Source organism: Nocardia sp. NBC_01329 (assembly GCF_035956715.1).
GTDB lineage: Bacteria > Actinomycetota > Actinomycetes > Mycobacteriales > Mycobacteriaceae > Nocardia.
Map to the genome: position 1 here is coordinate 3,690,001 of NZ_CP108381.1, position 21,627 is coordinate 3,711,627.

Annotated in this window: 20 protein-coding genes (1 of these 20 only partly in view); 7 read left to right on the forward strand and 13 right to left on the reverse strand. The window is 68.0% G+C overall.

From position 1 onward, the window contains the following. Window positions 1-568, reverse strand: the 5' portion of a protein-coding gene (locus OG405_RS16735) for a DNA-3-methyladenine glycosylase (RefSeq protein WP_327147421.1). It extends 53 nt beyond the left edge of the window; only the first 568 of its 621 coding nucleotides appear in the window; the start codon lies at window positions 566-568; the stop codon falls past the left edge of the window. Between the two features lie 167 nt (window positions 569-735). Here OG405_RS16735 and OG405_RS16740 point away from each other — a divergent pair, with 167 nt between their 5' ends. From OG405_RS16740 to OG405_RS16750, 3 genes are all read left to right on the forward strand, one after another. Continuing rightward, on the forward strand, window positions 736-1,467 hold the full coding sequence (locus tag OG405_RS16740; protein ID WP_327147422.1) for an ABC transporter ATP-binding protein: 732 nt from the start codon (window positions 736-738) through the stop codon (window positions 1,465-1,467). Between the two features lie 86 nt (window positions 1,468-1,553). Then, window positions 1,554-2,303, forward strand: a complete 750-nt coding sequence (locus OG405_RS16745) for an ABC transporter permease (RefSeq protein ID WP_327152362.1) — start codon at window positions 1,554-1,556, stop codon at window positions 2,301-2,303. Continuing rightward, window positions 2,300-2,950, forward strand: coding sequence for a TetR/AcrR family transcriptional regulator (locus OG405_RS16750; protein WP_327147423.1), 651 nt, complete (start codon window positions 2,300-2,302; stop codon window positions 2,948-2,950). Before OG405_RS16745 ends, OG405_RS16750 begins: the two co-directional genes overlap by 4 nt. Window positions 2,951-2,960: 10 nt before the next feature. Here OG405_RS16750 and OG405_RS16755 read toward each other — a convergent pair whose 3' ends face one another. From OG405_RS16755 to OG405_RS16765, 3 genes are read right to left on the reverse strand one after another with little or no spacing between them, the layout of a single operon-like run. Beyond that, a complete protein-coding gene (locus OG405_RS16755) occupies window positions 2,961-3,191 on the reverse strand; it encodes a Trm112 family protein (protein ID WP_327147424.1) in 231 nt (76 codons plus the stop codon). A 5-nt stretch (window positions 3,192-3,196) separates the two neighbouring features. Beyond that, window positions 3,197-3,667, reverse strand: a complete 471-nt coding sequence (locus OG405_RS16760) for a GtrA family protein (RefSeq protein WP_327147425.1) — start codon at window positions 3,665-3,667, stop codon at window positions 3,197-3,199. After that, window positions 3,664-5,904 carry a hypothetical protein gene (locus tag OG405_RS16765; protein ID WP_442790570.1) on the reverse strand — a complete coding sequence of 747 codons (2,241 nt, stop codon included), beginning with the start codon at window positions 5,902-5,904 and terminating at the stop codon, window positions 3,664-3,666. The genes OG405_RS16760 and OG405_RS16765 overlap by 4 nt, the downstream gene beginning before the upstream one ends. Before the next feature lie 307 nt (window positions 5,905-6,211). Here OG405_RS16765 and OG405_RS16770 point away from each other — a divergent pair, with 307 nt between their 5' ends. Both OG405_RS16770 and rffA read left to right on the forward strand, forming a co-directional pair. Beyond that, entirely contained in the window at window positions 6,212-7,222 is a 1,011-nt protein-coding gene (locus OG405_RS16770) for a glycosyltransferase (protein WP_327152364.1), read from the forward strand. Beyond that, window positions 7,219-8,355: a dTDP-4-amino-4,6-dideoxygalactose transaminase gene (rffA, locus tag OG405_RS16775; RefSeq protein WP_327147426.1), complete on the forward strand. Its 1,137-nt coding sequence runs from the start codon at window positions 7,219-7,221 to the stop codon at window positions 8,353-8,355. The genes OG405_RS16770 and rffA overlap by 4 nt, the downstream gene beginning before the upstream one ends. A 19-nt stretch (window positions 8,356-8,374) precedes the next feature. On the opposite strand, the gene OG405_RS16780 is transcribed toward rffA, so the two are convergent. Then, window positions 8,375-11,266 (reverse strand): AMP-binding protein, encoded by a 2,892-nt coding sequence (locus OG405_RS16780; protein ID WP_327152365.1) that lies wholly within the window; start codon window positions 11,264-11,266, stop codon window positions 8,375-8,377. Between the two features lie 211 nt (window positions 11,267-11,477). Between OG405_RS16780 and idi the strand changes: the two genes are divergently transcribed. Further along, entirely contained in the window at window positions 11,478-12,059 is a 582-nt protein-coding gene (gene idi / locus OG405_RS16785; protein ID WP_327147427.1) for an isopentenyl-diphosphate Delta-isomerase, read from the forward strand. 224 nt (window positions 12,060-12,283) lie between these two features. Here the strand turns inward: idi and argH are convergent, their stop codons facing one another. Beyond that, on the reverse strand, window positions 12,284-13,693 hold the full coding sequence (argH, locus tag OG405_RS16790) for an argininosuccinate lyase (RefSeq protein ID WP_442790571.1): 1,410 nt from the start codon (window positions 13,691-13,693) through the stop codon (window positions 12,284-12,286). A gap of 248 nt (window positions 13,694-13,941) precedes the next feature. Then, a complete protein-coding gene (locus OG405_RS16795) occupies window positions 13,942-15,144 on the reverse strand; it encodes an argininosuccinate synthase (RefSeq protein ID WP_327147429.1) in 1,203 nt (400 codons plus the stop codon). Window positions 15,145-15,459: 315 nt separating this feature from the next. Here OG405_RS16795 and OG405_RS16800 point away from each other — a divergent pair, with 315 nt between their 5' ends. Then, entirely contained in the window at window positions 15,460-15,606 is a 147-nt protein-coding gene (locus OG405_RS16800) for a hypothetical protein (protein ID WP_327147430.1), read from the forward strand. A gap of 108 nt (window positions 15,607-15,714) precedes the next feature. Here the strand turns inward: OG405_RS16800 and OG405_RS16805 are convergent, their stop codons facing one another. The 6 genes from OG405_RS16805 to argC are packed head-to-tail and all read right to left on the reverse strand — an operon-like array spanning window position 15,715 to window position 21,568. Beyond that, window positions 15,715-16,224: an arginine repressor gene (locus tag OG405_RS16805; RefSeq protein ID WP_030523671.1), complete on the reverse strand. Its 510-nt coding sequence runs from the start codon at window positions 16,222-16,224 to the stop codon at window positions 15,715-15,717. Then, window positions 16,221-17,186: an ornithine carbamoyltransferase gene (gene argF / locus OG405_RS16810; RefSeq protein ID WP_327147431.1), complete on the reverse strand. Its 966-nt coding sequence runs from the start codon at window positions 17,184-17,186 to the stop codon at window positions 16,221-16,223. The genes OG405_RS16805 and argF overlap by 4 nt, the downstream gene beginning before the upstream one ends. Continuing rightward, complete coding sequence (locus tag OG405_RS16815) at window positions 17,183-18,382, reverse strand: acetylornithine transaminase (RefSeq protein ID WP_327147432.1); 1,200 nt, start codon at window positions 18,380-18,382, stop codon at window positions 17,183-17,185. Before OG405_RS16815 ends, argF begins: the two co-directional genes overlap by 4 nt. Continuing rightward, window positions 18,379-19,293 carry an acetylglutamate kinase gene (gene argB, locus OG405_RS16820; RefSeq protein ID WP_327147433.1) on the reverse strand — a complete coding sequence of 305 codons (915 nt, stop codon included), beginning with the start codon at window positions 19,291-19,293 and terminating at the stop codon, window positions 18,379-18,381. The genes OG405_RS16815 and argB overlap by 4 nt, the downstream gene beginning before the upstream one ends. Beyond that, window positions 19,290-20,501: a bifunctional glutamate N-acetyltransferase/amino-acid acetyltransferase ArgJ gene (argJ, locus tag OG405_RS16825; protein ID WP_327147434.1), complete on the reverse strand. Its 1,212-nt coding sequence runs from the start codon at window positions 20,499-20,501 to the stop codon at window positions 19,290-19,292. The genes argB and argJ overlap by 4 nt, the downstream gene beginning before the upstream one ends. Then, window positions 20,498-21,568 (reverse strand): N-acetyl-gamma-glutamyl-phosphate reductase, encoded by a 1,071-nt coding sequence (gene argC, locus OG405_RS16830; RefSeq protein WP_327147435.1) that lies wholly within the window; start codon window positions 21,566-21,568, stop codon window positions 20,498-20,500. Before argC ends, argJ begins: the two co-directional genes overlap by 4 nt. Between the last annotated feature and the right edge of the window lie 59 nt (window positions 21,569-21,627).

The window sequence follows — 21,627 nt, forward strand, 5'->3', positions numbered from 1 at the left end:
CCGCTGGGGAACCGGCGAGCCATATCCGCCAGGGGCGGTCCGCTTCGACGCTCACACCGACGCGTGGTCCGAGAGCGATACGCGTCGCATCGACCGGGCCGTCCAGTTCCAGCCGAATCGGGGAGTCTCGATCGAAGACATCGGTGCCGTAGTCGCTCAGACCGATACCGAGCGCACTACCCAGGTTTCCGGGTCCCTTGGCCAGGTCGGAGTCGGTGCGCGCGCCGGGCCGGCGACTGCGGGCCGTGTCGATACCGGCGACGATCTCCGCCGCCCGGAGCAGCACGCCGCCGGCTATACCGTCGGGTCCGCTGATGATGTTCACACAGGTGTGCATGCCGTAGCTGAAATAGCAGTAGAGCCTGCCCGGCGGACCGAACATCACCGCGCTGCGCGGGGTGCGTCCGCGACCGGAATGCGCGGCCGGATCGTGCCAGGGGCCGGACGGATCGCCACCATAGGCCTCGACCTCGACGATGCGGGCGCCGACCGGACCCGACCACAACGTCGCACAGAGCAGACGCCGGGCGGCGGTCAGCGGATCGACAGCCAGTTCCTCAGCACTCACACCTGGATTGTCGCAGCCGATATCGCGCACTCGGCTCCGTGGTGTGGGTACTCCTGTCAGCGAAAGCGGGGTCGACAGGTCGATCCGACCGGGGCTTGCGGTGGATCCGTACCGGGCGAATAATTCACCCAAGGATGAATTCAACACCGGATGAATTGAGGCGGATCATGTCCGAAGCCGGCGCGCAGGCCGCCGTCGAGGTGCGTAACCTCACCGTGCGCCGCGGTAAACGGGAAGTGCTACACGATATTTCGCTGAGCATCCCGCGCGGATCGATCTCCGGGCTGCTCGGCCCGTCGGGCTGCGGCAAGACCACGCTCATGCGCAGCATCGTCGGCACCCAACTGGTGGCTGCCGGAGAGATCACGGCGCTCGGTCTCCCGGTGGGAAGCGCGGTGTTGCGGCGGCGGATCGGCTACGTGACCCAGGCGCCGAGCATCTACGCCGATATCAGTGTCCGTGACAATGTCGCCTACTTCGCGGCACTCTCCGGCGGAAACCGGGACTCGGTCGAATCCGCGTTGAGTACGGTGGGTCTCCTGGATCACCAGTCGCAGCGCGGTGACCAGTTGTCCGGCGGGCAGCGGACCCGCGCCTCCCTGGCTTGCGCGCTGGTGGCCGGCCCGGAATTGCTCGTCCTCGACGAACCGACCGTCGGATTGGACCCTGTCCTGCGAGTGGAATTGTGGAGACAGTTCCGCGAATTGGCGGCCGGCGGTACGACCCTCCTTGTCTCGAGCCATGTGATGGACGAGGCCGAACACTGTGACCGGCTGCTTCTCCTGCGCGAGGGTGATCTGCTGGCCCAGCTGAGTCCCGACGAACTCCGCGAACACACCGGAGAACAAAACCTGGAACAGGCGTTCCTCGCCCTCATCACGATGGGAGCCACAGCATGAGCGACCAGCGCACGGAAGCGGCCGAGATCCCGGAAACCCACCGGAAGGAATCCATCGCGCCCGCCCCGATCGGGCCCCGGCCGGGCATGGCATATCTGGCGACGACCACGCGGATCCTGCGGCAACTGCGCAACGACCGCCGGACGGTCGCGATGATCCTGGTGGTGCCGGCGCTGCTGATGACCCTGCTGTACTTCATCTATCAGGACGTACCTGCCACTCCCCCGCAGTCGGCGAGCCTGTTCGACCGGGTCGGGATCAGCATGCTCGGCATCCTGCCGTTCATCGTGATGTTTCTGATCACCGCGATCGCCATGCAGCGCGAACGCGTATCGGGAACGCTGGAACGGCTGCTCACCACCCCGCTGAGCAAACTCGACCTGCTCGGCGGATACGGCAGCGCGTTCTCGCTCGCGGCCGCCGCCCAGGCAGCGGTGGCGTGCGCGGTGTCGTTCGGATTGCTGGGCCTGAAGGCGGCCGGAAATCCCGGATGGGTGGTGCTGATCGCGATGGTCGACGCGATATTGGGGGTCGCGCTGGGGCTGCTGTGCAGTGCGTTCGCCCGTACCGAGTTCCAGGCGGTGCAGTTCATGCCGCTGGTGGTGGCGCCGCAGATCTTCCTGTGCGGCTTATTGGTGCCCCGCTCCCAGCTGCCCGGCTGGCTGGAGGTGATCAGCGATGTCATGCCGCTGAGCTACGCGGTCGACGCGCTTCACGAGGTCTCGGTGCATACCGATCCCACCGGGCTGATGTGGCGTGATCTGGCGATCGTCGCGGGATTCGCCGTGGTGGCCCTGTGCCTGGCCGCCGCGACGCTACGCCGCCGGACCGCATGAGCGCGGCGGAATCGGCGGGGGTGCGCCCCGCACGCGCACGGGCGGGGCGGCGTCCCGGACAGTCCGGGACCCGGGAAACGATTCTCGCCGCAGCTCGGGAACGCTTCGCGAAGGCGGGATTCGACAAGACCTCCATCCGGGCAGTCGCGGCCGACGCCGAGGTGGATCCGGCGCTGGTGCACCACTACTTCGGCACCAAACAGCAACTGTTCGCGGCGGTGGTGGAGTTACCGGTGGATCCGGAGGTCGTGCTGCGCCGAGTCGACGCGGTACCACTGGATCGGCTCGGCGAAACCATCGTCGCCGCGGTGGTCGGCCTGTGGGATTCCCCGGCGGGCACCGGCGCGGTGGCGCTGGTGCGCAGCATGGTCGCGAACGGAGACACGTCGCTGGCCAGGGAATTCCTGCTATCGGTGATATTGGAGCGGGTGCGGCAGCGGATCGCCACCGATACCGACGACGGCCGGCTCCGGGTGGCGCTGGCCGCCTCGCAGATGGCGGGCCTGGTGATCTCCCGCAAGATTCTGGACCTGCAACCGGTGAGCGGTCTGCCGCTGCCGCAGCTCGTCGCGGCCGTCGGGCCGACGGTCCAGCGGTATCTCACCGGGGATCTGGATCAGGACTCGCCCGTCGCCGGGAAGCCCTGACCCGGTGGTGTCATTCGCCGAACTGGCGGGCGAAATCAGCGTGCTCGGCATCGTCGACACCGCGCGCCTCATCGGCGAGCAATACCGGAATACCGCTGTCGATGGGATAGGCCACCCGAAGCCTCGGGTTGTACAGCAGATCCGCACCGTCGGCGGCACACACCAGGTGCAGCCGGCCTTTGTCCTGCGGGCACGCCAGCAGACTCAGCAGGGTGGGGTCCAGAATGGTTTCCTCCGACATGGGCTTCAACCTACCGGTCGGCGGAACGAGATATATCGGTGGCCGAAATAGCTACCGACCGCGACCGCGCCCATCACCACAACGGCAGCGGGAGCTCGCGGGAAACCGAGCACGGTGACGGCGAGTTCGAGCAGTAGCGCATTGGCGACGAGTCCGCCGCTGTTGACAGCAAGGAAGCCCACGAAATCGCGGAGGACCCGGCCGCGAACCCGGAACACGAGCCGACGGTGCAGGACGAAGGCGATCCCGACCCCCGTGGTGTACGCGGCCGCCACCGCCACCGATGGCGGTACCGACACCCCGAGGACCCACATCCAGCCGACGGTCAGACCGATCCCCATCGCCGTATTGACAGCGCCCACGACGGCGAAAGCGAGCTCCTGCCGGCGGACCAGCCGCAGCAGCGGGCCGGGATCGGCGGGTTCTTCCGAAGTGGTCGCGCAGGGGGCGGCCGGTTGTCCGGCGGAATCGGTCACGAGCGCGCGACCACCAGACCGGGTTCACCGGCGACCGGTTCGGCGGGTAGAGGTACCGGCGGCGCTGCTCGGCGCCGGCAGCCGCGCCGGTGCTCGACTTCCAGGATCGCGAGGCCGAACAAGCCGGCTGCCGCGAGTGCGGCGCCGATCTTCCAGCCGGGCGGCCGCCAGGTGAGTTCGAGTTCGGCCGCGCGAGTGCCGGGCGGGATGTCCACCGCGACAAAGCTGTTCGCGACCACGTCGATCGGGATCTGCCGGCCGTCGAGGTGAGCCCGGTACCCCGGCCAGCCCAGCCTGGCGAAAACGATCCGGCCGCCGCCGGGTGAATCGACCCGGACCCGGCTGGTGGTATCGGATTCGGCAGGCGCGGCGACAGTGACCCCGGCGGTGTGGGCAACACGGCCGGTACGGCCGGATACCGGGCCGGACTCACGTTCGAGGACCGCTATGTACCGCTCGTGACCCGGGTAGTCGACCCATTTCCAGCCCGGCGGCGCAGGCTGCTCGCGGGCCGCGGGAAACAGCGCGTTCTGCAGTACCACGCGGTCGATCCGCATCAGATCCACCAGCGGGCGTCCGGTCTCGGGTTCGGACGTGAAGGCTCGCCGGTAGGCATCGGGGCAGACGCTGGCATCCCAGCGCATGCACAGCAGATGACCGAAGTAGAAATGGCCGTTGGGGGTGTAGCCACCCACATAGTCGGCTTCCAGGTTCTTGGCGTAGTTACCGAAGGCCAGTGAACCGTAGGCGCCGGCGAGTGTGCGTTCGGCGGGGGCGATCAGTGCCCGGTCGCCCAGTTGTAGCGTGGTCCCGGGAAAATCGGGGAAGACGGCTTTCATCTCCGACCGTTTCGTCGGCAGATTCCAGCTCATCGGTGTAGGTTGCGCCGCGTGTACCTGCAGGTAGGCGATCGGAGCGGCCGCGGCGAGCGTCAGCAGACAGGCTGCGGCACGACCGCGTGTCCTGCCCAGCCACACGACCACCGCGCCCAGCGCTCCGACCCCTACGGCCGCCGCGAGATGAGCGAGCACCGGCTCCGGGGCGGCCGCGGCGGAGCGCGCGAGCAGCAGCAGCACCAAGAGACCGGCCGCGAGACCGCGGCGCCGGCTCCCGGCGACCGTGCCGAATCGGCCGAGCAGTACACACACCAGCACCAACAACGCCAGCGCGACCATCGGCAGGACCCGGGCCGGCCAGCGTAGCGGACCCATGGTGCCGGGTCCGGCAGTCCAGAGCAGGGTCAGCACCGCGAACAGGGCGGGGCCGCTCATCTCCCGTGCCGCACCCGCGGCGCGCTTCCAGTCGATGAATGCCAGCGCCGGGACCAGAAACCAGGCGATATAGACCATCGGCAACGGCTGTACATATCCCCACCAGGACGTGAAGGCCGGCAGAGTGCTGGGCAGACTCGCGTTCAGCGATTCCGACCAGGGCACGGCCAGGAACTGGTCGTTGCGGATCTCCGACACGCCACGCCAGGTGACATCCGCGGTGAGCAGACTCGGCAGATAGGTGGCCAGCCCGGCGAGCGCGGCGCACCCGGCGACGACAGCGAGCCGGACCACCGGGGCCCACTGCCGCCGAAACACGAATTCGCCCACGAGAACGGTGGCGAACAGGACTCCCGCTTCGACGGCGGGAAAAACGTATTGCACCGAGATCGTCAGATAGAGGAAGACGAAAACCGGGACAGGCCCGCCCCGCCCGCGGGCGTAGCGCACACCCGACGCCCAGGCATGCACGAGCCAGGCCGTCCCGGTGAACGCGGTCATCCAGCTCGCCGCGTCGAAGAACAGCAGAAATCCGCTACACGGAAACGCCACACCGGCCACCGCCGACCAGGCCGGGCGACCGCCGTACGCCAGGCAGACCCGGTAGACGCCGAGTCCGAGAACGATCGCGACCAGCAGTTTCACGACGGTCGCGTAGAGCGCGAGGTCGTCCACCGATACCGCGAGCAGATCGATCAGCAGCTGCGGCGGATTGAGCAGACCGGCTTCTTCGATCGCATAGTTGCCGGCCAGCCAGTGCTCCGGCACCAGGACCGGGAACCGCCCCTCCCGCAGGGCACGGCCCGTCATCACCCACAGCGGCGCATACTGGGCTTCGGTGTCATCGGTGTAGAAGTGCCGGGAGTTCGCCAGCAGGACAGCAAGATAGGCGGCGAGCACCCCCGCCGCGCACACCAGACCCCACCGCAACACTTCCCGCCGATTCTCGGTTCGACCATCCGCCACGGGTCCCAGACCCTACCTCCCGCATCGGGTTCCGCGGCCGCAACGACGCGCATCCGGATCTGCCCGCGCGGCACCCGGTATGCCTGCTAGAGTTCACATTTCTCGGGCTCACCAGCGTCATCGAGACCCGGCACGCGTTATCCACCGTCGAAAGTCGATCTCGCCAATGCCGTTTTCTCCCAGGTTCGCCTCCACTCCGGTCACCGACCGGGCCCCGGTCGGCCCGCTCTACCCGGCGCACGCTCCGTCCGTCCCGTGGCCGGAGTCGACAGGCCCGGTCATCGAGCTGGAATCCGATTCGCCCGAAGTGTGCGGTATTTCGGTGGTTGTCCCGGTGTACCGCGGCGAACAGACCGTTGCCGCTCTGGTGCGCGAATTGCACACACTCACCGCGGCGACGACACCCGGCGGGATCGGGTTCCGCGTCGAGGAGATCGTGCTGGTCCACGACCACGGCCCCGATCGGTCCGATATCGTGCTGCAACGGCTGGCCCGCGAATACGGGCGGGTCCGGGTGATCTGGCTGAGCCGCAACTACGGACAGGACGCCGCCACGATCGCCGGCATGGCCGCAGCCCGCGGTCGCTGGATCGTCACCATGGACGAGGACGGCCAGCACGATCCGGGTTGTATCGCGGCGTTCCTCGACGCCGCCTATCGCGAACGCGCCGATCTGGTCTACTCCCGACCCACCAACACCCGCCCGCACGGCCCCCTGCGCAACCTCACCTCGCGCGGCGCGAAAACGGTGCTGGCCACCCTGTTCGCCTTCCCTGCCTCGACCCGGTTCGAGAGTTTCCGGCTCATCCGCGGCGATATCGGACGCCACCTGGCCGAGGTCGCCGGTAACGGCGCCTATCTCGATGTCGCGCTGACGTGGGTCGTAGGCCGGACCGCCACGGTTCCGGTGCTGCTTCGGGCCGAGGGGCGGGAGGAATCCGGTTACAACTACCGGCGGCTCTTCTCCCTGTTCTGGAAGATGGTGCTGTGCACCGGGACCCGCGGGCTGCGGGTGGTGAGCCTGCTCGGAGTGACACTCGCGCTTGCCGGGGCGGTCCTGGCCGGCGCGATCGTCTACACGGCACTGACCGGCGACGACGGAGAGCCCGAAGGGTGGGCTTCGATCATCGTGGTACTGCTGCTGTGTTCGGGCGCGGTGCTGTTCTCGCTGGGTCTCATCGCGGAATACCTGGGGGTGGTGTTGCACATCCTGGTCGGCAAACCGCTGTACCTGACGGTGGAGTCACCGACCCCCCGGCCACCGGAAGAAGCCCGGGAACCGGCTGTGCGCAGACCCGCCGAGGCGGCGGCCGGGTGAGCGGCCGGATCATCTTCAGCCGGCCCTACCGGTCGGCGGCCGAACTGGCGAATGTGACCGCCGTTCTCGATTCCGACCACTGCCACGGTGACGGTCCGTTCACCGCCGCCGCGACAGCGAAACTCCGGGTGATCACCGGTGCGCGCCACGCACTGCTGACCACCTCGTGCACCCATGCGCTGGAGCTGGCCGCGCTGCTGCTGGAACTGGGACCGGGCGACGAGGTGATCGTGCCGAGCTTCGCGTTCACCTCCGCCGCTACCGCGTTCGCGGTTCACGGCGCGACATGTGTATTCGTCGATATCGACAGCGCCACCGGCAATATCGACCCACAGGCCGCCGCGGCGGCGGTCACCGACCACACCAAGGCCATCGTGGTCATGCACTACGGCGGAGTCGCCGCCGATATGGCCGCCCTGCGGCAACTCACCGACCGGCACGGTCTGGCGCTCATCGAGGACAACGCCCACGGTCTGGGCGGGACGTGGCGGGGACGCGCACTCGGAACCCTGGGCACGCTGGGCACGCAGAGTTTCCACGACACCAAGAACGTGCACTGCGGAGAGGGCGGGGCCCTGCTGCTCTCCGACGACATCCTGATGGGCCGCGCGGAGATCATGCGCGAGAAGGGCACCGACCGCGCCCGGTTCCTGCGCGGCCAGGTAGACAAATACTCCTGGCAGGACATCGGGTCCAGTTATCTGCCCAGCGAGCTCAATGCCGCCGTACTCGACGCCCAGCTCGCCGAATTCCACACCATTCAGTGCGCCCGGCACCGGGTATGGCACACCTACGCGGCCGGGCTCGGCGCGTGGGCGGCCGACCACGGGGTGGCGCCGATGACGGTTCCACCGGACCGCCGGCACACCGCGCACCTGTTCTATCTGCGGATGCCCACCGAAGAGGCACGCGACGGTTTGATCCGGCATCTCGCCGACCGCGGGATCGTGGCACCGTTCCACTACGTACCACTCGATTCCAGCGCCGCCGGGCTGAAATACGGCCGGACACCGAATCCGTGCACCCGCAGCGCCCGGTTCGCGGCGACCATCGTCCGGTTACCACTGTGGCCCATGCTCACCCGCGATCAGCTCGACCGCGTGGTCGACGCCGTGAGCGCCTACCGGTGCTGAACCGGGCCCGGACGACCGGTCACAACCACGCCGCGTCGGTATCGGTGAGAACGGCGTAGGTCCCCGATTCGGGCTCGTACCACCAGGTGAGCGGGCCGGGTCGTGGGCCGCCCGCCGCGGCGACGGCATGCGCCGAAGGCCGGAACCATGGACTGCGTGGAATATCGTCGACGACATAGACCACGTCCGGGCGCTGATCCGGAGCCAAGGAGTGCAGGGCATCGGTGATATCGACGGGTTCGAGCCGGAATCCCGGCCGCACGCTCACCGCCGCGACCGCGAGCACCCGGTCACGAGCCGGGAGCGCGTAGGCGACCTCCATATCGACTGCGGCGATATCGTTGAGCACGTCGACGATCGGCTGGGTGAACACCGGGCCGCGGCGCGTCCGGATCACCGTGTCGATCCGGTCGACCAGCCAGTAGTCACCGTCACCGTCACGCCGGAAAAGATTCTCGGTGGGCAGCCAGGAATCCTCCGGCTCGAACACACCGCGCAACCCGCCCCGCGATAGATCCACCGTCGCCCCGGCCGAGCCGATCAGCAGCCCGACCTCGTTATCGGCACAGCGCCGGGCGTAACCGTTGTCGTCCATCTGGACCTGCCCGGACACCGGATCGTAGGCGACCAGCTCCACTCTCGCCGTCCCGGGCACCGGACGACCTTTGCAGCCGAACTTCACTCCCGGCACGTTCGCCAGCACCACATCACCCTCGATCGAGGCGTAGAACTCTAGGACCCGGGCCGGAGCGAACTGTTCGATGGTGCGCCGCCACAATCCGGCGGGCATACCGGAACCGATGAACAGGCGCACCGGATGCGCGTGCCCGGCGGGGAAGACTTCGGCGTCGAGAATATCGCGCAGCATCGTCCACGTGTAGGTCACGACGGTGACGCCGTAGCGGTGCACCTCTTCGGCGAACTGGGCCGGATCCAGGGAGCGGGCCAGCGCGATCCGGCTCCCGCCGGCGATAGCGCCACCCAGACTCACCAGCAGTCCGGACGAATGGTGCAGCGGTGCCAGGCAGTAGACCGTGTCCTTGTGGTCCAGATCGGCCGCCGAGGCGGTACCGAACGCCGACAGCGCCCACCGGTGGTTGGTGATGTATTTGATGTCGAGCCGATCGCCGACCCCGGCGACCAGAACAAAGGCCAGCTCACGCGCGCGGCCGGGGTTCGGGCGGTACCAACTGGGCACCCGGACCCGCTCGGGATCGATCTGTTCGAGATCGACGACATCGGTACCGGCCGGGACCGGCAGGCCCCGGGCGTCGCCGCCGCCCAGTACGAGCACCCGGGCACCCGTTGCCACGGCGTGACGGACATTCTCCGGATCCGAGACCAGGATCTTTGTCCCGGTCCGCGCCAGCGCCGTGGTCAGATCGCTCTCCGGTGCCATGAGCACCGCGACGGCACCGATACGCGACAGCGCCGCCAGGGTCACCAGTGCGCTGGGCCGAGTCTCCATCACCACGCCGACCCGGGTCGCCGGACGGATCCCGACCGATATCAACCCCCGCACCACATTGCCGATCCGGGTATCGACGGCGGCGTTGCTGTGGACCCGGTCGTCGAAGAGGAAGCATTCACCGCGCGGCGATCGACGGGTCTGTTCGGCCATCAACCGGCCGATGGAGATGCGGGTGCCCGGTTCGATCGTACCGAGCCGGGTCAGGCGCGGCAGGGTGCGCGCGGCGCCCTCGACCACCCCGACCGAGCCGCGCAGCGTATTCGCGGCCAGATGTTCCAGGGTTCGGCCCACCTCGGCGCCCGCCTCGGCCAAGACCGCCGCGGTGTGTACCGCGCGCCGCAGCGCTGTCCGCGGCACTCCTTCGGGCACATGCTCCGACATCGGCGCGATCTCCTCGGGCAGCGGATTGCTGCCGTCGATCCAGCCCACCCAGTCCCGGACCTGCGGCCAGGTGCACCTGGTCGCCACCGAACCCGCCACTAGACCGAAATGACCCGACACCAGCTTGGATTCGTACACCTCGGCGCGCGGTGCGGCCCGGACGATCCCGCGCACAGCCGCAGGCTGCCCGATCTCGTCCACCTCGCCGACGAACGCCAGGATCGGGCACTTCAGATCGGCCAGCGAGATCGGCTGATCCCGGATGACGAAACCACCCAGCATCATCCGGTTGTGGACGACGAATTGTTTGAGCAGATCGGCCGCGGCCGGCCCCGCGTAGCCGATCCAGCCCTCGTTGGCCAGGAAGCGCCGCTGCCGTTCCTTCGGCAGCAATGCTTCCCGGTCGTGCAACTGGCGCAGGAAATCGACCCGCGCCTTCGTGGTTTTCACCGGGTCGAGCAGCTGGAATCCGATCCGCACCATCCGATCGGTGATGGGCAACCGCGGCACCACGTGGTCGGCGGCGAAATCCACCAGATCCGAGACTGCGGCGTGCGGCAACCCCAGCGGCATCCCGGCCACGATATCGACCGGACTGCCGAAGGTCACTATGCTCGCGATGCCCTTACCGGCCCGGAACGACGCGGTCTGGTAGGCGAACATCCCACCCTGCGAGTACCCCATCAGGTGCACATTCCGGCCGGTCGCCGCACACACCGTATCGATGGCGTTGTTCACCGCGAGGACGTGGTCGGCGAGGTCACGTTTCCAACCGCCCTCCTCCACTGAGGGCGAACCGAAGTCGATCACCCAGCAGTCGACACCGCCACGATGCAGGATCCCCACCGCGCCGTCGTCACCGTTGACATCCCAGATATCGGCGTTGACCATGAGCGGCGGTACGAACAGCGCGACGGGGCCGCCCGTGGGGGCGCCGGGGAAGTAGTGACGCAGGCGGTACATGGGGCGCCGCTCGGCGATCTCGAAGGGCGAGGATTCGGTATCGCGGCCCAGCCCGCCGAAGCGGATCACTTCCAGACCGTTCTGCGCCGTCGACATCACCCGCCGTGCCGACCCCGCCAGACCTCGCACACTCAACTTCACGTTCCGCTCCCAGCCCTACCTGTGGCGTGGCATACCTCACAAACCCTGCGGTATGCACCAAAGCCTGCCATATCGCACCCGGCACCCGTCGGTTCCGTTGTGACATCTACATCATGTACCCGACGCCTCGGCGGAGCTCCGCACCCGCGCCGATAGGGTGAAGATCGTGACCGATCCGACCCTCCCACCAGCCCATCCCGCGGCGGCCGTCGACCGGGAGACGCTGCTCGTCGAGCTCGTGGATTCCACCGGCAATACGGTCGGCTCGTGCCCGGTGGCCGAAGCCCACCGTGCCCCCGGACTCCCGCACCGAGCCTTCTCGGTACTGATCTTCGACACCGAGGGCCGGACACTGCTGCAGCAGCGGGCGACCGGTAAGACCCGGTTCCCGGCACGCTGGTCCAATACCTGCTGCGGCCATCCGGCACCGGACGTGCCCGTGGCCGAGGCGGCCGGCGTCCGGCTGTTCGAGGAGATGGGACTCCGGGTGCCGTTGACCGAGGTCGGCGTGTACAGCTATCGAGCGGGTGATCCCCGCACCGGATTCGTCGAGGACGAATGGGATCACGTGCTGGTGGGACTGCTCGACGGGGTACGGCCGGATCCGGATCCGGCCGAGGTCGCCGACTATCGCTGGATCGGCCCGGACGAATTGCGCGACCGGCTGCGGGAGGACCCCGACGATTTCAGCCCCTGGCTCGCCGGAGTGCTGGAGATCGCCGTCGCCGCTCCTCCGGTTCGCGCCTGAGCCACACGCCGATCCCGAACTCCCGTTGCGGCGGTGTCCGTCCCGGCGGTGTCCGTCGCAACGACGAATAGTTAGATGCGCATATCCAGGTAAGACAATTTCGACAGGGCGGGCGCCCGTTCGGAAGCCGGGCGCGGTTACTGCCGCAATACACCGCATCCGAACAGGCCTGTCGCGGAACCCGGATTCTCCCGTGGATCGCGCAACACCGGCCGAGCGCGGGTTCAGTCGAGCCAGGCGCGGACATCGTCGGCCGCGGCGCGGATACCGCCGAGTTGTTCGGCCACCCGCTCCCCCGCCGTACCACCTCGAGCATTGCGCGATGCGACCGAACCGGCGACCGTGAGCACCTCGCGCACCCGCGGGGTGAGCGCGGGATCGATCGCCGCGAATTCCTCATCGGTCAGTTCGTCCAGCCCGACGCCCCGTGCCTCCGCCGTGCGCACACAGGCACCGGCCGCTTCGTGCGCGACCCGGAACGGCACCCCGTGCCGGACCATCCATTCGGCGATATCGGTCGCCAGGGTGAACCCCGCGGGCGCGAGTTCGGCCATCCGGCCGGTGTGGAAGGTGAGCGTGGAAACCAGACCGGCGATGGCGGGCAGCAGCAGTTCCAGCTGGGCGACCGAGTCGAACAGCGGTTCCTTGTCCTCCTGCAGGTCCCGGTTGTATGCCAGCGGCTGGGCCTTCAGGGTGGCGAGGAGCCCGGTGAGGTTACCGATCAGCCGGCCCGCCTTACCGCGGGTGAGTTCGGAGACATCCGGGTTCTTCTTCTGCGGCATGATCGACGAACCGGTGGACCACGCGTCGGCCAGGGTGATATAGCCGAATTCCGGCGTGCTCCAGAGAATGACTTCCTCGGCCATCCGGCTGAGATCCACGCCGATCATCGCCAGCACGAAGGCAGCCTCGGCCGCGAAATCACGGGCGGACGTGGCGTCGATGGAATTGGCGGCGGCGGCGGTGAAATCCAGTTCGGCCGCGATGGCCTCCGGATCCAGACCGAGCGAGGAACCGGCGAGGGCCCCGGATCCGTACGGCGAAACGGCGGCCCGTTTGTCGAAATCGCGCAACCGGTCGATATCACGCAAGAGCGGGTGCGCATGCGCCAGCAGGTGGTGGGCCAGCAGAACCGGCTGAGCGGCCTGCAGATGGGTTTTGCCGGGCATCACCGCGTCCGGGTGCGCCGCGGCCTGGGCAGTGAGTGCGTCCACCACCGCCACCAGCCCGGCCGCGATCCGCCGCACGGCATCGCGCAACCACATCCGGAACAGCGTGGCGACCTGGTCGTTGCGCGAACGTCCGGCGCGCAACCGGCCACCGACTTCCGGGCCGACCCGGTCGATGAGGCCGCGTTCGAGCGCGCCGTGCACATCCTCGTCCGACTCCGCGGGGGCGAACGCGCCGGATTCGACATCGGCGGCGAGCCGGTCCAGGCCGGCGAGCATATCGGCCAGATCGGCCTCCGACAGCAGTCCGGCCTTGTTCAGCACCCGGGCGTGCGCTTTGGAGGCGCGGATATCGTAGGGCGCCAGCACCCAGTCGAACTGGGTCGATTTGCTCAGCGCCGCCATCGCCTCGGCGGGGCCGGAAGCGAACCGCCCACCCCACAACGCGCCCTCGTTGGTGCCCACTACCTCTCCCACATGTCGGTTGGCTGTTCGTCTTGTCGGCCCACGGTATTCGCCGGGTGAGCGCCGGAGCGCACCCCACCCTGCCAAGCTCTCCCGCGACTCGGCACCCTCGGGGTAGCCCGACACCGGGCGGGCCCGGCTGGATGCAGCCCCGCACGGCGTGGACCACCGGATCCGGACTCGTCCGCCCCATCACGACCGGACGAACGCTCCGCCGCCGGAGTTCCAGGCGATCGCCGGACTCCGGGTTACTTCTGGTTCAGATCCCGCTTCGCGGCGACTTTGGAGGACAGGCCGTGGATCTGTACGAAGCCCTTGGCCAGCGACTGGTCGAAGCTGTCGCCCTCGTCGTAGGTGGCCAGGTTGAAGTCGTAGAGCGACTGGTCGCTGCGGCGGCCGTTGACCACGACGTTGCCGGCATGCAGCACCATCCGGATATCGCCGGATACATGCTGCTGGGTCTCCGCGACGAAGGCGTCCAGGGCCCGCTTCAACGGCGAGAACCACAGGCCGTCGTAGGCCAGCTCGCCCCAGCGCTGTTCGACCTGCCTCTTGTAGCGGCCGAGTTCCCGCTCCAGGGTCACGCTCTCCAACGCGCGATGTGCGGTGATCAGTGCGATGGCGCCGGGGGCCTCGTAGATCTCCCGGCTCTTGATCCCGACGAGCCGGTCCTCGACCATATCGAGCCTGCCGACGCCCTGCCGGCCCGCGCGGCTGTTCAGTTCGGTGATCGCCTCCAGCACGCTGACCTGGCGGCCGTCGATGGCGACCGGCACACCGCGGTCGAAGGTGACGATCAGTTCGTCCGGCGCCTCGAAGTTGACGGTCGGGTCGGTGGTGTAGTCGTAGACGTCTTTGGTGGGGGCGTTCCAGAGATCCTCGAGGAAGCCGGTCTCGACGGCGCGACCCCAGACGTTCTGGTCGATGGAGAACGGCGACTTCTTGGTGACGTTGATCGGGAGCTTGTTCTCCTCGGCGAAGGCGATGGCCTTCTCCCGGGTCCAGGCGTAGTCGCGGACCGGGGCGATCACGTTCAGATCGGGAGCAAGCGCGCCGATGCCGACCTCGAACCGGACCTGGTCGTTGCCCTTGCCGGTGCAGCCGTGCGCGACGGTACCGGCGCCGTGGAACTTCGCGGCCTCCACCAGATGTTTGACGATGAGTGGACGGCTGATAGCCGAGACCAGCGGGTACTCGCTCTGGTAGAGCGCGTTGGCCTGGATGGTGGGCAGGCAGTATTCGTCGGCGAACTCGTCACGGGCGTCCACCACGACCGCTTCGACGGCACCGCAGTCGAGGGCGCGCTGACGCACCACGTTCATATCCTCGCCGCCCTGCCCCAGGTCGATGGCCACGGCCACGACCTCGGCGCCGGTCTCCTTGCCGATCCAGCTGATGGCCACGGAGGTGTCCAGCCCACCGGAGTAGGCGAGTACGACGCGATCGGACATGTTCTGGTGCTCCTCGGATGGCTTCGATAGTGGGTTCGATAGTGGGGATGTGCTGGTAGGTCTGCCGTGTTCGCGGGCGGCCCGCCGTCTCCAGCAGTATGCTGGCCCGCTGCCGGTCCGGCCGACCCTGCCGCTACAAATGATTATGCACGATGATGCAATCTCATTCACAATCGGGGGTACCGTGGCCGCTACCTGCGCGGACATCCGTCTCACCCGAGGTCTCGATCGATGCCGAGCTCTTTCTCGCCCCCCGCCATCATGAGACGCTGGTCACACGAATGAGCCGTCGCGCGCACAAGGAGGTGGGAGACCGTGCAGACATTGCAGCAGTGGGCGCAGGACAATTACGAGACGATCGGTTTCATCGTGGTCAACCTCGGCAATGCTGCCCTGACTATCGGAAAACTGAGCATCGAATTGGCCACGCCCCTCCTACAGGAGCTGGTGAACAACCACTGAGCCCGCATACGAGGGCGAGCGGTCCAGCATGGCCCGCCGGGAATACGAGCCTGCCGAAGGAATAGCCGGATCCCCGGGCTGAAGTAGCGCACGTGCAATTTCTGGGCGTCAGGCCAGGTTCTCGATCTTTGCCGCCAGCTCGGCGCCGGTCAGAGGTTCGCGGGCGATCACCGCGATGGTGTCGTCCCCCGCGATCGTGCCGACGATATACGGCAGCGATGCCCGGTCCAGGGCACTGGCCAGAAAGTGCGCGGCGCCCGGAGGCGTGCGCAGGACCGCGATATTGCCGCTGGAATCGGTGGAAACCAGCAGATCACCGAGGAGTTTGGCCAACCGGCCGGTCCCGCCGGTGACGCCGCGAACCGGACTGCCGTCCTCCGGCACCACGTACACGCCCGCCCCGCCGTCGGCCGCGCGCAGTTTCACCGCTCCGAGCTCGTCCAGATCGCGGGACAGCGTCGCCTGGGTTGTCTCGATCCCCTCCGCGGCGAGCAGGGTGGCGAGTTCGGTCTGGCTGCGCACCGGATGCGCGGCCAGCAGCGCGATGATCCGCGACTGCCGACCGGCACGGGTGGCGGCGGTGACCGGGCCCGCCGAATGTATCCGGGTCTCGCTCATCGTCGTCGCGTGTCCTTGTGTCCGAGCAGCCACACCAGCAGCGCCTTCTGGGCGTGCAGCCGGTTCTCCGCTTCGTCCCACACCACACTCTGCGGGCCGTCGAGGACCTCGTCGGTGATCTCCTCACCGCGGTGAGCGGGCAGGCAGTGCAGCACGATCGCGTCGGCACCGGCGCGGGCCAGCAGTTCGCTGTTCACCTGGTACGGACGGAACGGACCGACCCGGTCCAGGCCGTCGCCCTCCTGCCCCATAGAGGTCCAGGTGTCGGTGACCAGTACATCGGCACCCTTGGCCGCGACCAGCGGGTCCTCCGTGACGACGATACTGCCGCCGGTTTCGGCGACCCGGGCCTCGGCGGCCGCGACCACGGCCGGCGACGGCAGGAATCCGGCGGGGGCGGCGATCCGGACGTGCAGTCCGGCGGTGGCGCCGCCCAGCAGCAGCGAATGAGCCATATTGTTGGCACCGTCACCGAAATAGGCCAGCCGCAGCCCGCGCAGCCCGCCCTTGCGCTCGGTGATGGTCAGCAGATCGGCCAGCACCTGGCAGGGATGGAATTCGTCGGACAGCGCATTCACCACCGGAACCGTGGCGGTCGATGCCATCTCCTCCAGCCGCTCCTGACCGAAAGTCCGCCAGACAACGGCCTCGACGTAACGCGACAGGACCCGTCCGGTGTCGGCGAGGGTTTCGTCACGACCCAGCTGGGTCGTCTGTCCGTCCACCACCACGGCGTGCCCGCCGAGCTGGGCGATACCCAGTTCGAAAGAGAAACGGGTACGCGTGGAGTTCTTGTCGAAGATGACCCCCACGCCCCGCGGCCCTTCCAGCGGCCGGTGCGAGAACGGCCGCTTCTTCAGCTCGGCCGCCAGGGCCAGCACCTCGCCCTGTTCGGCAGGAGTCAGATCGTCGTCACGCAGGAAATGGCGGACAGCGGTGGCCCGTTGTAGGGAGGCGGTCATCCGCGTAGTCCTTTCGTTTCGGCCAGCACGTCGTCGAGGATCCCCGGAAGATCCAGGACCAGGTTGTCGGCCTGTGTTTCGGTGAGTACCAGTGGGGGCGCCAACCGGATCACATCGGGTTTGGCGGGGTTCACCAGATAGCCCGCGGCACGCGCTCGGGCTTCCACGCGGGGCGCCACCGGTTCGGTGAGGCCGATCCCGATCAGCAGTCCGGCCCCGCGCACCTCCGCGACCAGCGGATGCTCGAGCACCGCGATCCCATCGCTGAGCCGTTTACCGACCGATTCGACGTGCTCGAGCAGGCCGTCGTCCTCGAGTGTGCGCAGGACGGCGAGCGCCGCGGCCGCGCAGACCGGATTGCCACCGAAGGTGGTGCCATGCAACCCGGGGGTGAACAATTCGGCCGCCGGCCCGGTCGCCAGGACCGCGCCGATCGGCAGGCCGGCGCCCAACCCCTTGGCGAGCGTGATGACGTCGGGGGTGATGCCGAAGGATTGGTGGGCGAACATCTTGCCGGTGCGGCCGATACCGGTCTGCACCTCGTCCAGAATCAGCAGGGCGCCCGCTCGTGCGGTGATCTCGCGGGCCCGGACCAGGTAGTCCATCGGCGGGACCACGACGCCGCTCTCGCCGAGCATCGGCTCCAGGAAGACCGCGGCGGTATCGGCATCGACCGCCCGCTCGAGGATCCGAGTATCCCCGTAGGGGATGTGCACCACACCCGGCGGCATCGGTTCGAACGGCGCACGCTTGGACGGCTGGCCGGTGAGCGCGAGCGCGCCCATGGTGCGGCCGTGGAATGCCTCGTCACAGGCGATGATCTTGCGCCGGCCGGTGAGCCGGGCCATCTTGAAGGCGGCCTCGTTGGCCTCGGTACCGGAGTTGCAGAAGAACGCCCGGCCGTCACCGTCACCGAAATGCCCGAGCAGCCGCTCGGCCAGCTCGATCACCGGTTCGCTGCCGTACAGGTTCGACACATGGCCGAGCGTGCCGAGCTGATCCATCACCGCGCTCAGAATCGCCTGATGCGCGTGGCCGAGACTGTTGACCGCGATACCGCCCACGAAATCGACGTAGCGGTTGCCGTCCGCGTCGTACACCACCGCGCCGGTCCCCCGGGTCAGCACGACCTCCGGAGTGGGGTAGTTGCGCATCATCACGTTCGACCAACGTTGCCGCAGTTCCGCAGTGTTCATGCTCTGACTCCGTTTTCCTCGTCCGCCGGCAGTGTGACCATGGTCCCGATACCCTCCCCGGTGAAAAGCTCCAGTAGTACCGAATGGGGTACGCGACCGTCGATGACATGCGCACCCGATACTCCGCCCCGGACGGCACGCAGACATGCCTCCATTTTGGGCACCATTCCCGAATCCAGCGACGGCAGCAGCTCGGCCAGCGCGTCGGTGTCGATCGCACTGGTCAGCGACGACCGGTCGGGCCAGTCGGTGTACAGGCCCTCGACGTCGGTCAGCACTACCAGTTTCTCGGCTCCGATACCTTCGGCCAGTGCGGCGGCCGCGGTATCGGCGTTGATGTTGTGCACCACACCGTCGGCATCGGGGGCGATGGTGGAGACCACCGGGATCCGGCCCGCGCGGATGAGGTCGAGCACCGAATCCGGATGGACGTCGGTGACATCGCCGACCAGCCCGATATCGGTGGCCGAACCGTCGACGAAAACGGTACGGCGGGTGGCGGTGAACAGTCGCGCGTCCTCACCGGAGATCCCGACAGCGAACGGTCCGTGTGCGTTGATCAATCCGACCAGTTCCCTGCCGACCTGCCCGAACAGCACCATCCGCACCACATCCATCACTTCTGGTGTGGTGACCCGGAAACCGCCGCGGAACTCCCCGGACATACCGAGACGTTTCAGCATGGCCGAGATCTGCGGACCACCCCCGTGCACGACCACCGGATGCACGCCCACGGTGCGCAGGAAAGCCATATCGGCGGCGAACGCCCGCTTGAGCCCGTCGTCGACCATGGCGTTGCCGCCGTATTTGACGACGACGATCTTGTCCCGGAATTTCTGCAGCCAGGGCAGGGCACCGGCGAGAATATGCGCTTTGTCCAGCGCGGACAGTTCGTGCAGCGCTTCGGTCATGAGCTGTAGGCCGAATTCTCTTCGACATAGCCGTAGGACAGATCGGTGGTACGGACGGTGGCCGTCCCGTCGCCCAGCCGCAGGTCGACCACCACATGGATATCCGCACCGGACAGATCGACCTGCCGCGCACCGGGTGCGCCGGTGCCGTCTACGCAGACCGGGAACCCGTTGAACGATACCGAGATCAGGTCCGGGTCCAGTTCGATCGGCGCGGTGCCGACCGCGGCCAGGACCCGGCCCCAGTTCGGGTCGGAACCGAACATGGCGGTTTTGACCAGGCTGTCGCGGGCGATGATCCGAGCCGCGACCAGGGCGTCGTCCTCACTGTGCGCGCCCTCGACCGTCACCAGCACCCGCTTGGTGACTCCCTCGGCATCGGCCATCAGCTGACCGGCCAGATCGTCGCAGACCGCGAGTACGGCCGCGTCCAATTCCGCCTGGTTCGGCGTGACCTCACTGGCGCCGTTGGCGAGCAGCAGCACCGTGTCGTTCGTCGACATCGAGCCGTCCACATCGAGCCGGTCGAAGGTGAGCTTCGTGGCCCGCCGGAGCGCGGTATCGAGCTGCTCGGCACTCGCGACGGCGTCGGTGGTCAGCACGACCAGCATCGTCGCCAGCGAAGGGGCCAGCATGCCCGCGCCCTTGGCCATTCCGCCGATATTCCACTTGTCCGGATGGTGCAGCGATGCCTGCTTCGGCACCGTATCGGTGGTCATGATGGCGTGTGCGGCCTCGGTACCGCCCGACATCCCCCCGCCCATCTCGTGCACGATCTCGGTGACCGCGGGCAGCAGTTTGTCCATCGGCAGCCGATCCCCGATCAGCCCGGTGGAACAGACCGCGATCTCCCCGGCACCGGTTTCGGTACCCCAGTTACTCAGCGCCGTGGCCAGTTCCTCGGCCGTGCGATGGGTGTCCTGGAACCCCAGCGGCCCGGTGCAGGCGTTGGCCCCGCCCGAATTCAGGATCACCGCACGCAGCCGTCCGGCTTTCAGGACCTGCTGTGACCACAACACCGGCGCGGCCTTCACCTTGTTGCTGGTGAACACGCCCGCCGCGGCGTAGTCCGGCCCTTCGTTGAAGACGAGCGCGAGGTCGGGCGCGCCGCTGGTCTTGAGTCCCGCGGCGATCCCGGCGGCCCGGAAGCCGAGCGGTGCGGTGACACCCTGGTTGTGCACGAGGTTTCCGTTCTTGTCGGTGGTCACGGTGCCACTCCTACAGTGGACAGCCCGGCGGTCTCGTCGAAGCCGAGCGCGAGGTTCATGGACTGGACCGCACCCCCGGCCGTGCCCTTGGTCAGATTGTCGATCGCACCGATCACGACCAGCAGACCCGCGTCGGTATCGACGGCGACCTGCAGGGTGACGGAGTTGGCGCCCAGTACCGAACCGGTCTGGGGCAGGACGCCCTCGGGCAGGAGATGGACGAACGGTTCGTCGGCGTAGGCCTTGTCGTAGACGGCGCGCGCCGCGGCCGCGTCCACCCGCACCGGCGCGGTGCAGGTGGCGAGAATTCCGCGCGGCATGGGCGCCAGCACGGGGGTGAACGATACCCGGACCGGCGTACCGGCCACTGCCGACAGGTTCTGCGCGATCTCCGGGGTATGCCGGTGCGCACCCGCCACCCCGTAGGCCCGCGCGGACCCCATGACCTCGGATCCGAGCAGGCTCACATCGAGTTTGCGGCCCGCGCCGGATGTACCGCTGACCGCGACAACGTTGACCGCGGGTTCGACGATGCCCGCGGCGATCGCGGGGGCCAGGGCCAGGCTGCTGACGGTCGGATAGCAGCCCGGGACCGCGATCCGAGTGGCGCCGCGCAAGGCATCCCGCGCCCCGGGTAGCTCCGGTAGACCGTAGGGCCAGCTGCCCGCGTGCGGGCCGCCGTAGTAGCGGTCCCAGGCGGCCGGATCGGTGAGCCGGAAATCCGCACCGCAGTCGATGATCACGGTCGTCTCCGGCAGTTCGGCTGCCAGGGCGGCGGATTGCCCGTGCGGCAGGCCGAGGAAGACGATGTCGTGCCCGGCCAGCTCGGCGGCGGTGGTCGGGGCGAGGATCCGGTCCGCCAACGGCAGCAGCTGCGGTTGCAGCGCGCCGAGGGCAGTGCCCGCGTTGTTACCGGCGGTCAGCGCCCCGATCTCGAGGCGCCCGGCTCGGTACTCCGGATGGCCCAGCAAAAGACGCAGCACTTCTCCGCCCGCGTAACCACTGGCACCGGCGACGGCCACGCGCAGGGGTCCGTTCCGGTCGGGCATATCCGTGAGATCAGCCATGTGATGATTATGCACGACCATGCAAGCTCATTCACAAATCGGTCCGCACCGCCTCGCAA

Bases quoted from the DNA above. Each gene is read 5' to 3' on its own strand.
- OG405_RS16740 (WP_327147422.1), top strand. From the start codon at position 736: ATGTCCGAAGCCGGCGCGCAGGCCGCCGTCGAGGTGCGTAACCTCACC.
- OG405_RS16745 (WP_327152362.1), top strand. From the start codon at position 1,554: ATGGCATATCTGGCGACGACCACGCGGATCCTGCGGCAACTGCGCAAC.
- OG405_RS16750 (WP_327147423.1), top strand. From the start codon at position 2,300: ATGAGCGCGGCGGAATCGGCGGGGGTGCGCCCCGCACGCGCACGGGCG.
- OG405_RS16755 (WP_327147424.1), bottom strand. From the start codon at position 3,191: ATGTCGGAGGAAACCATTCTGGACCCCACCCTGCTGAGTCTGCTGGCG.
- OG405_RS16780 (WP_327152365.1), bottom strand. From the start codon at position 11,266: ATGTCGACGGCGCAGAACGGTCTGGAAGTGATCCGCTTCGGCGGGCTG.
- OG405_RS16795 (WP_327147429.1), bottom strand. From the start codon at position 15,144: ATGTCCGATCGCGTCGTACTCGCCTACTCCGGTGGGCTGGACACCTCC.
- OG405_RS16805 (WP_030523671.1), bottom strand. From the start codon at position 16,224: ATGAGCGAGACCCGGATACATTCGGCGGGCCCGGTCACCGCCGCCACC.
- argF (WP_327147431.1), bottom strand. From the start codon at position 17,186: ATGACCGCCTCCCTACAACGGGCCACCGCTGTCCGCCATTTCCTGCGT.
- OG405_RS16815 (WP_327147432.1), bottom strand. From the start codon at position 18,382: ATGAACACTGCGGAACTGCGGCAACGTTGGTCGAACGTGATGATGCGC.
- argB (WP_327147433.1), bottom strand. From the start codon at position 19,293: ATGACCGAAGCGCTGCACGAACTGTCCGCGCTGGACAAAGCGCATATT.
- argC (WP_327147435.1), bottom strand. From the start codon at position 21,568: ATGGCTGATCTCACGGATATGCCCGACCGGAACGGACCCCTGCGCGTG.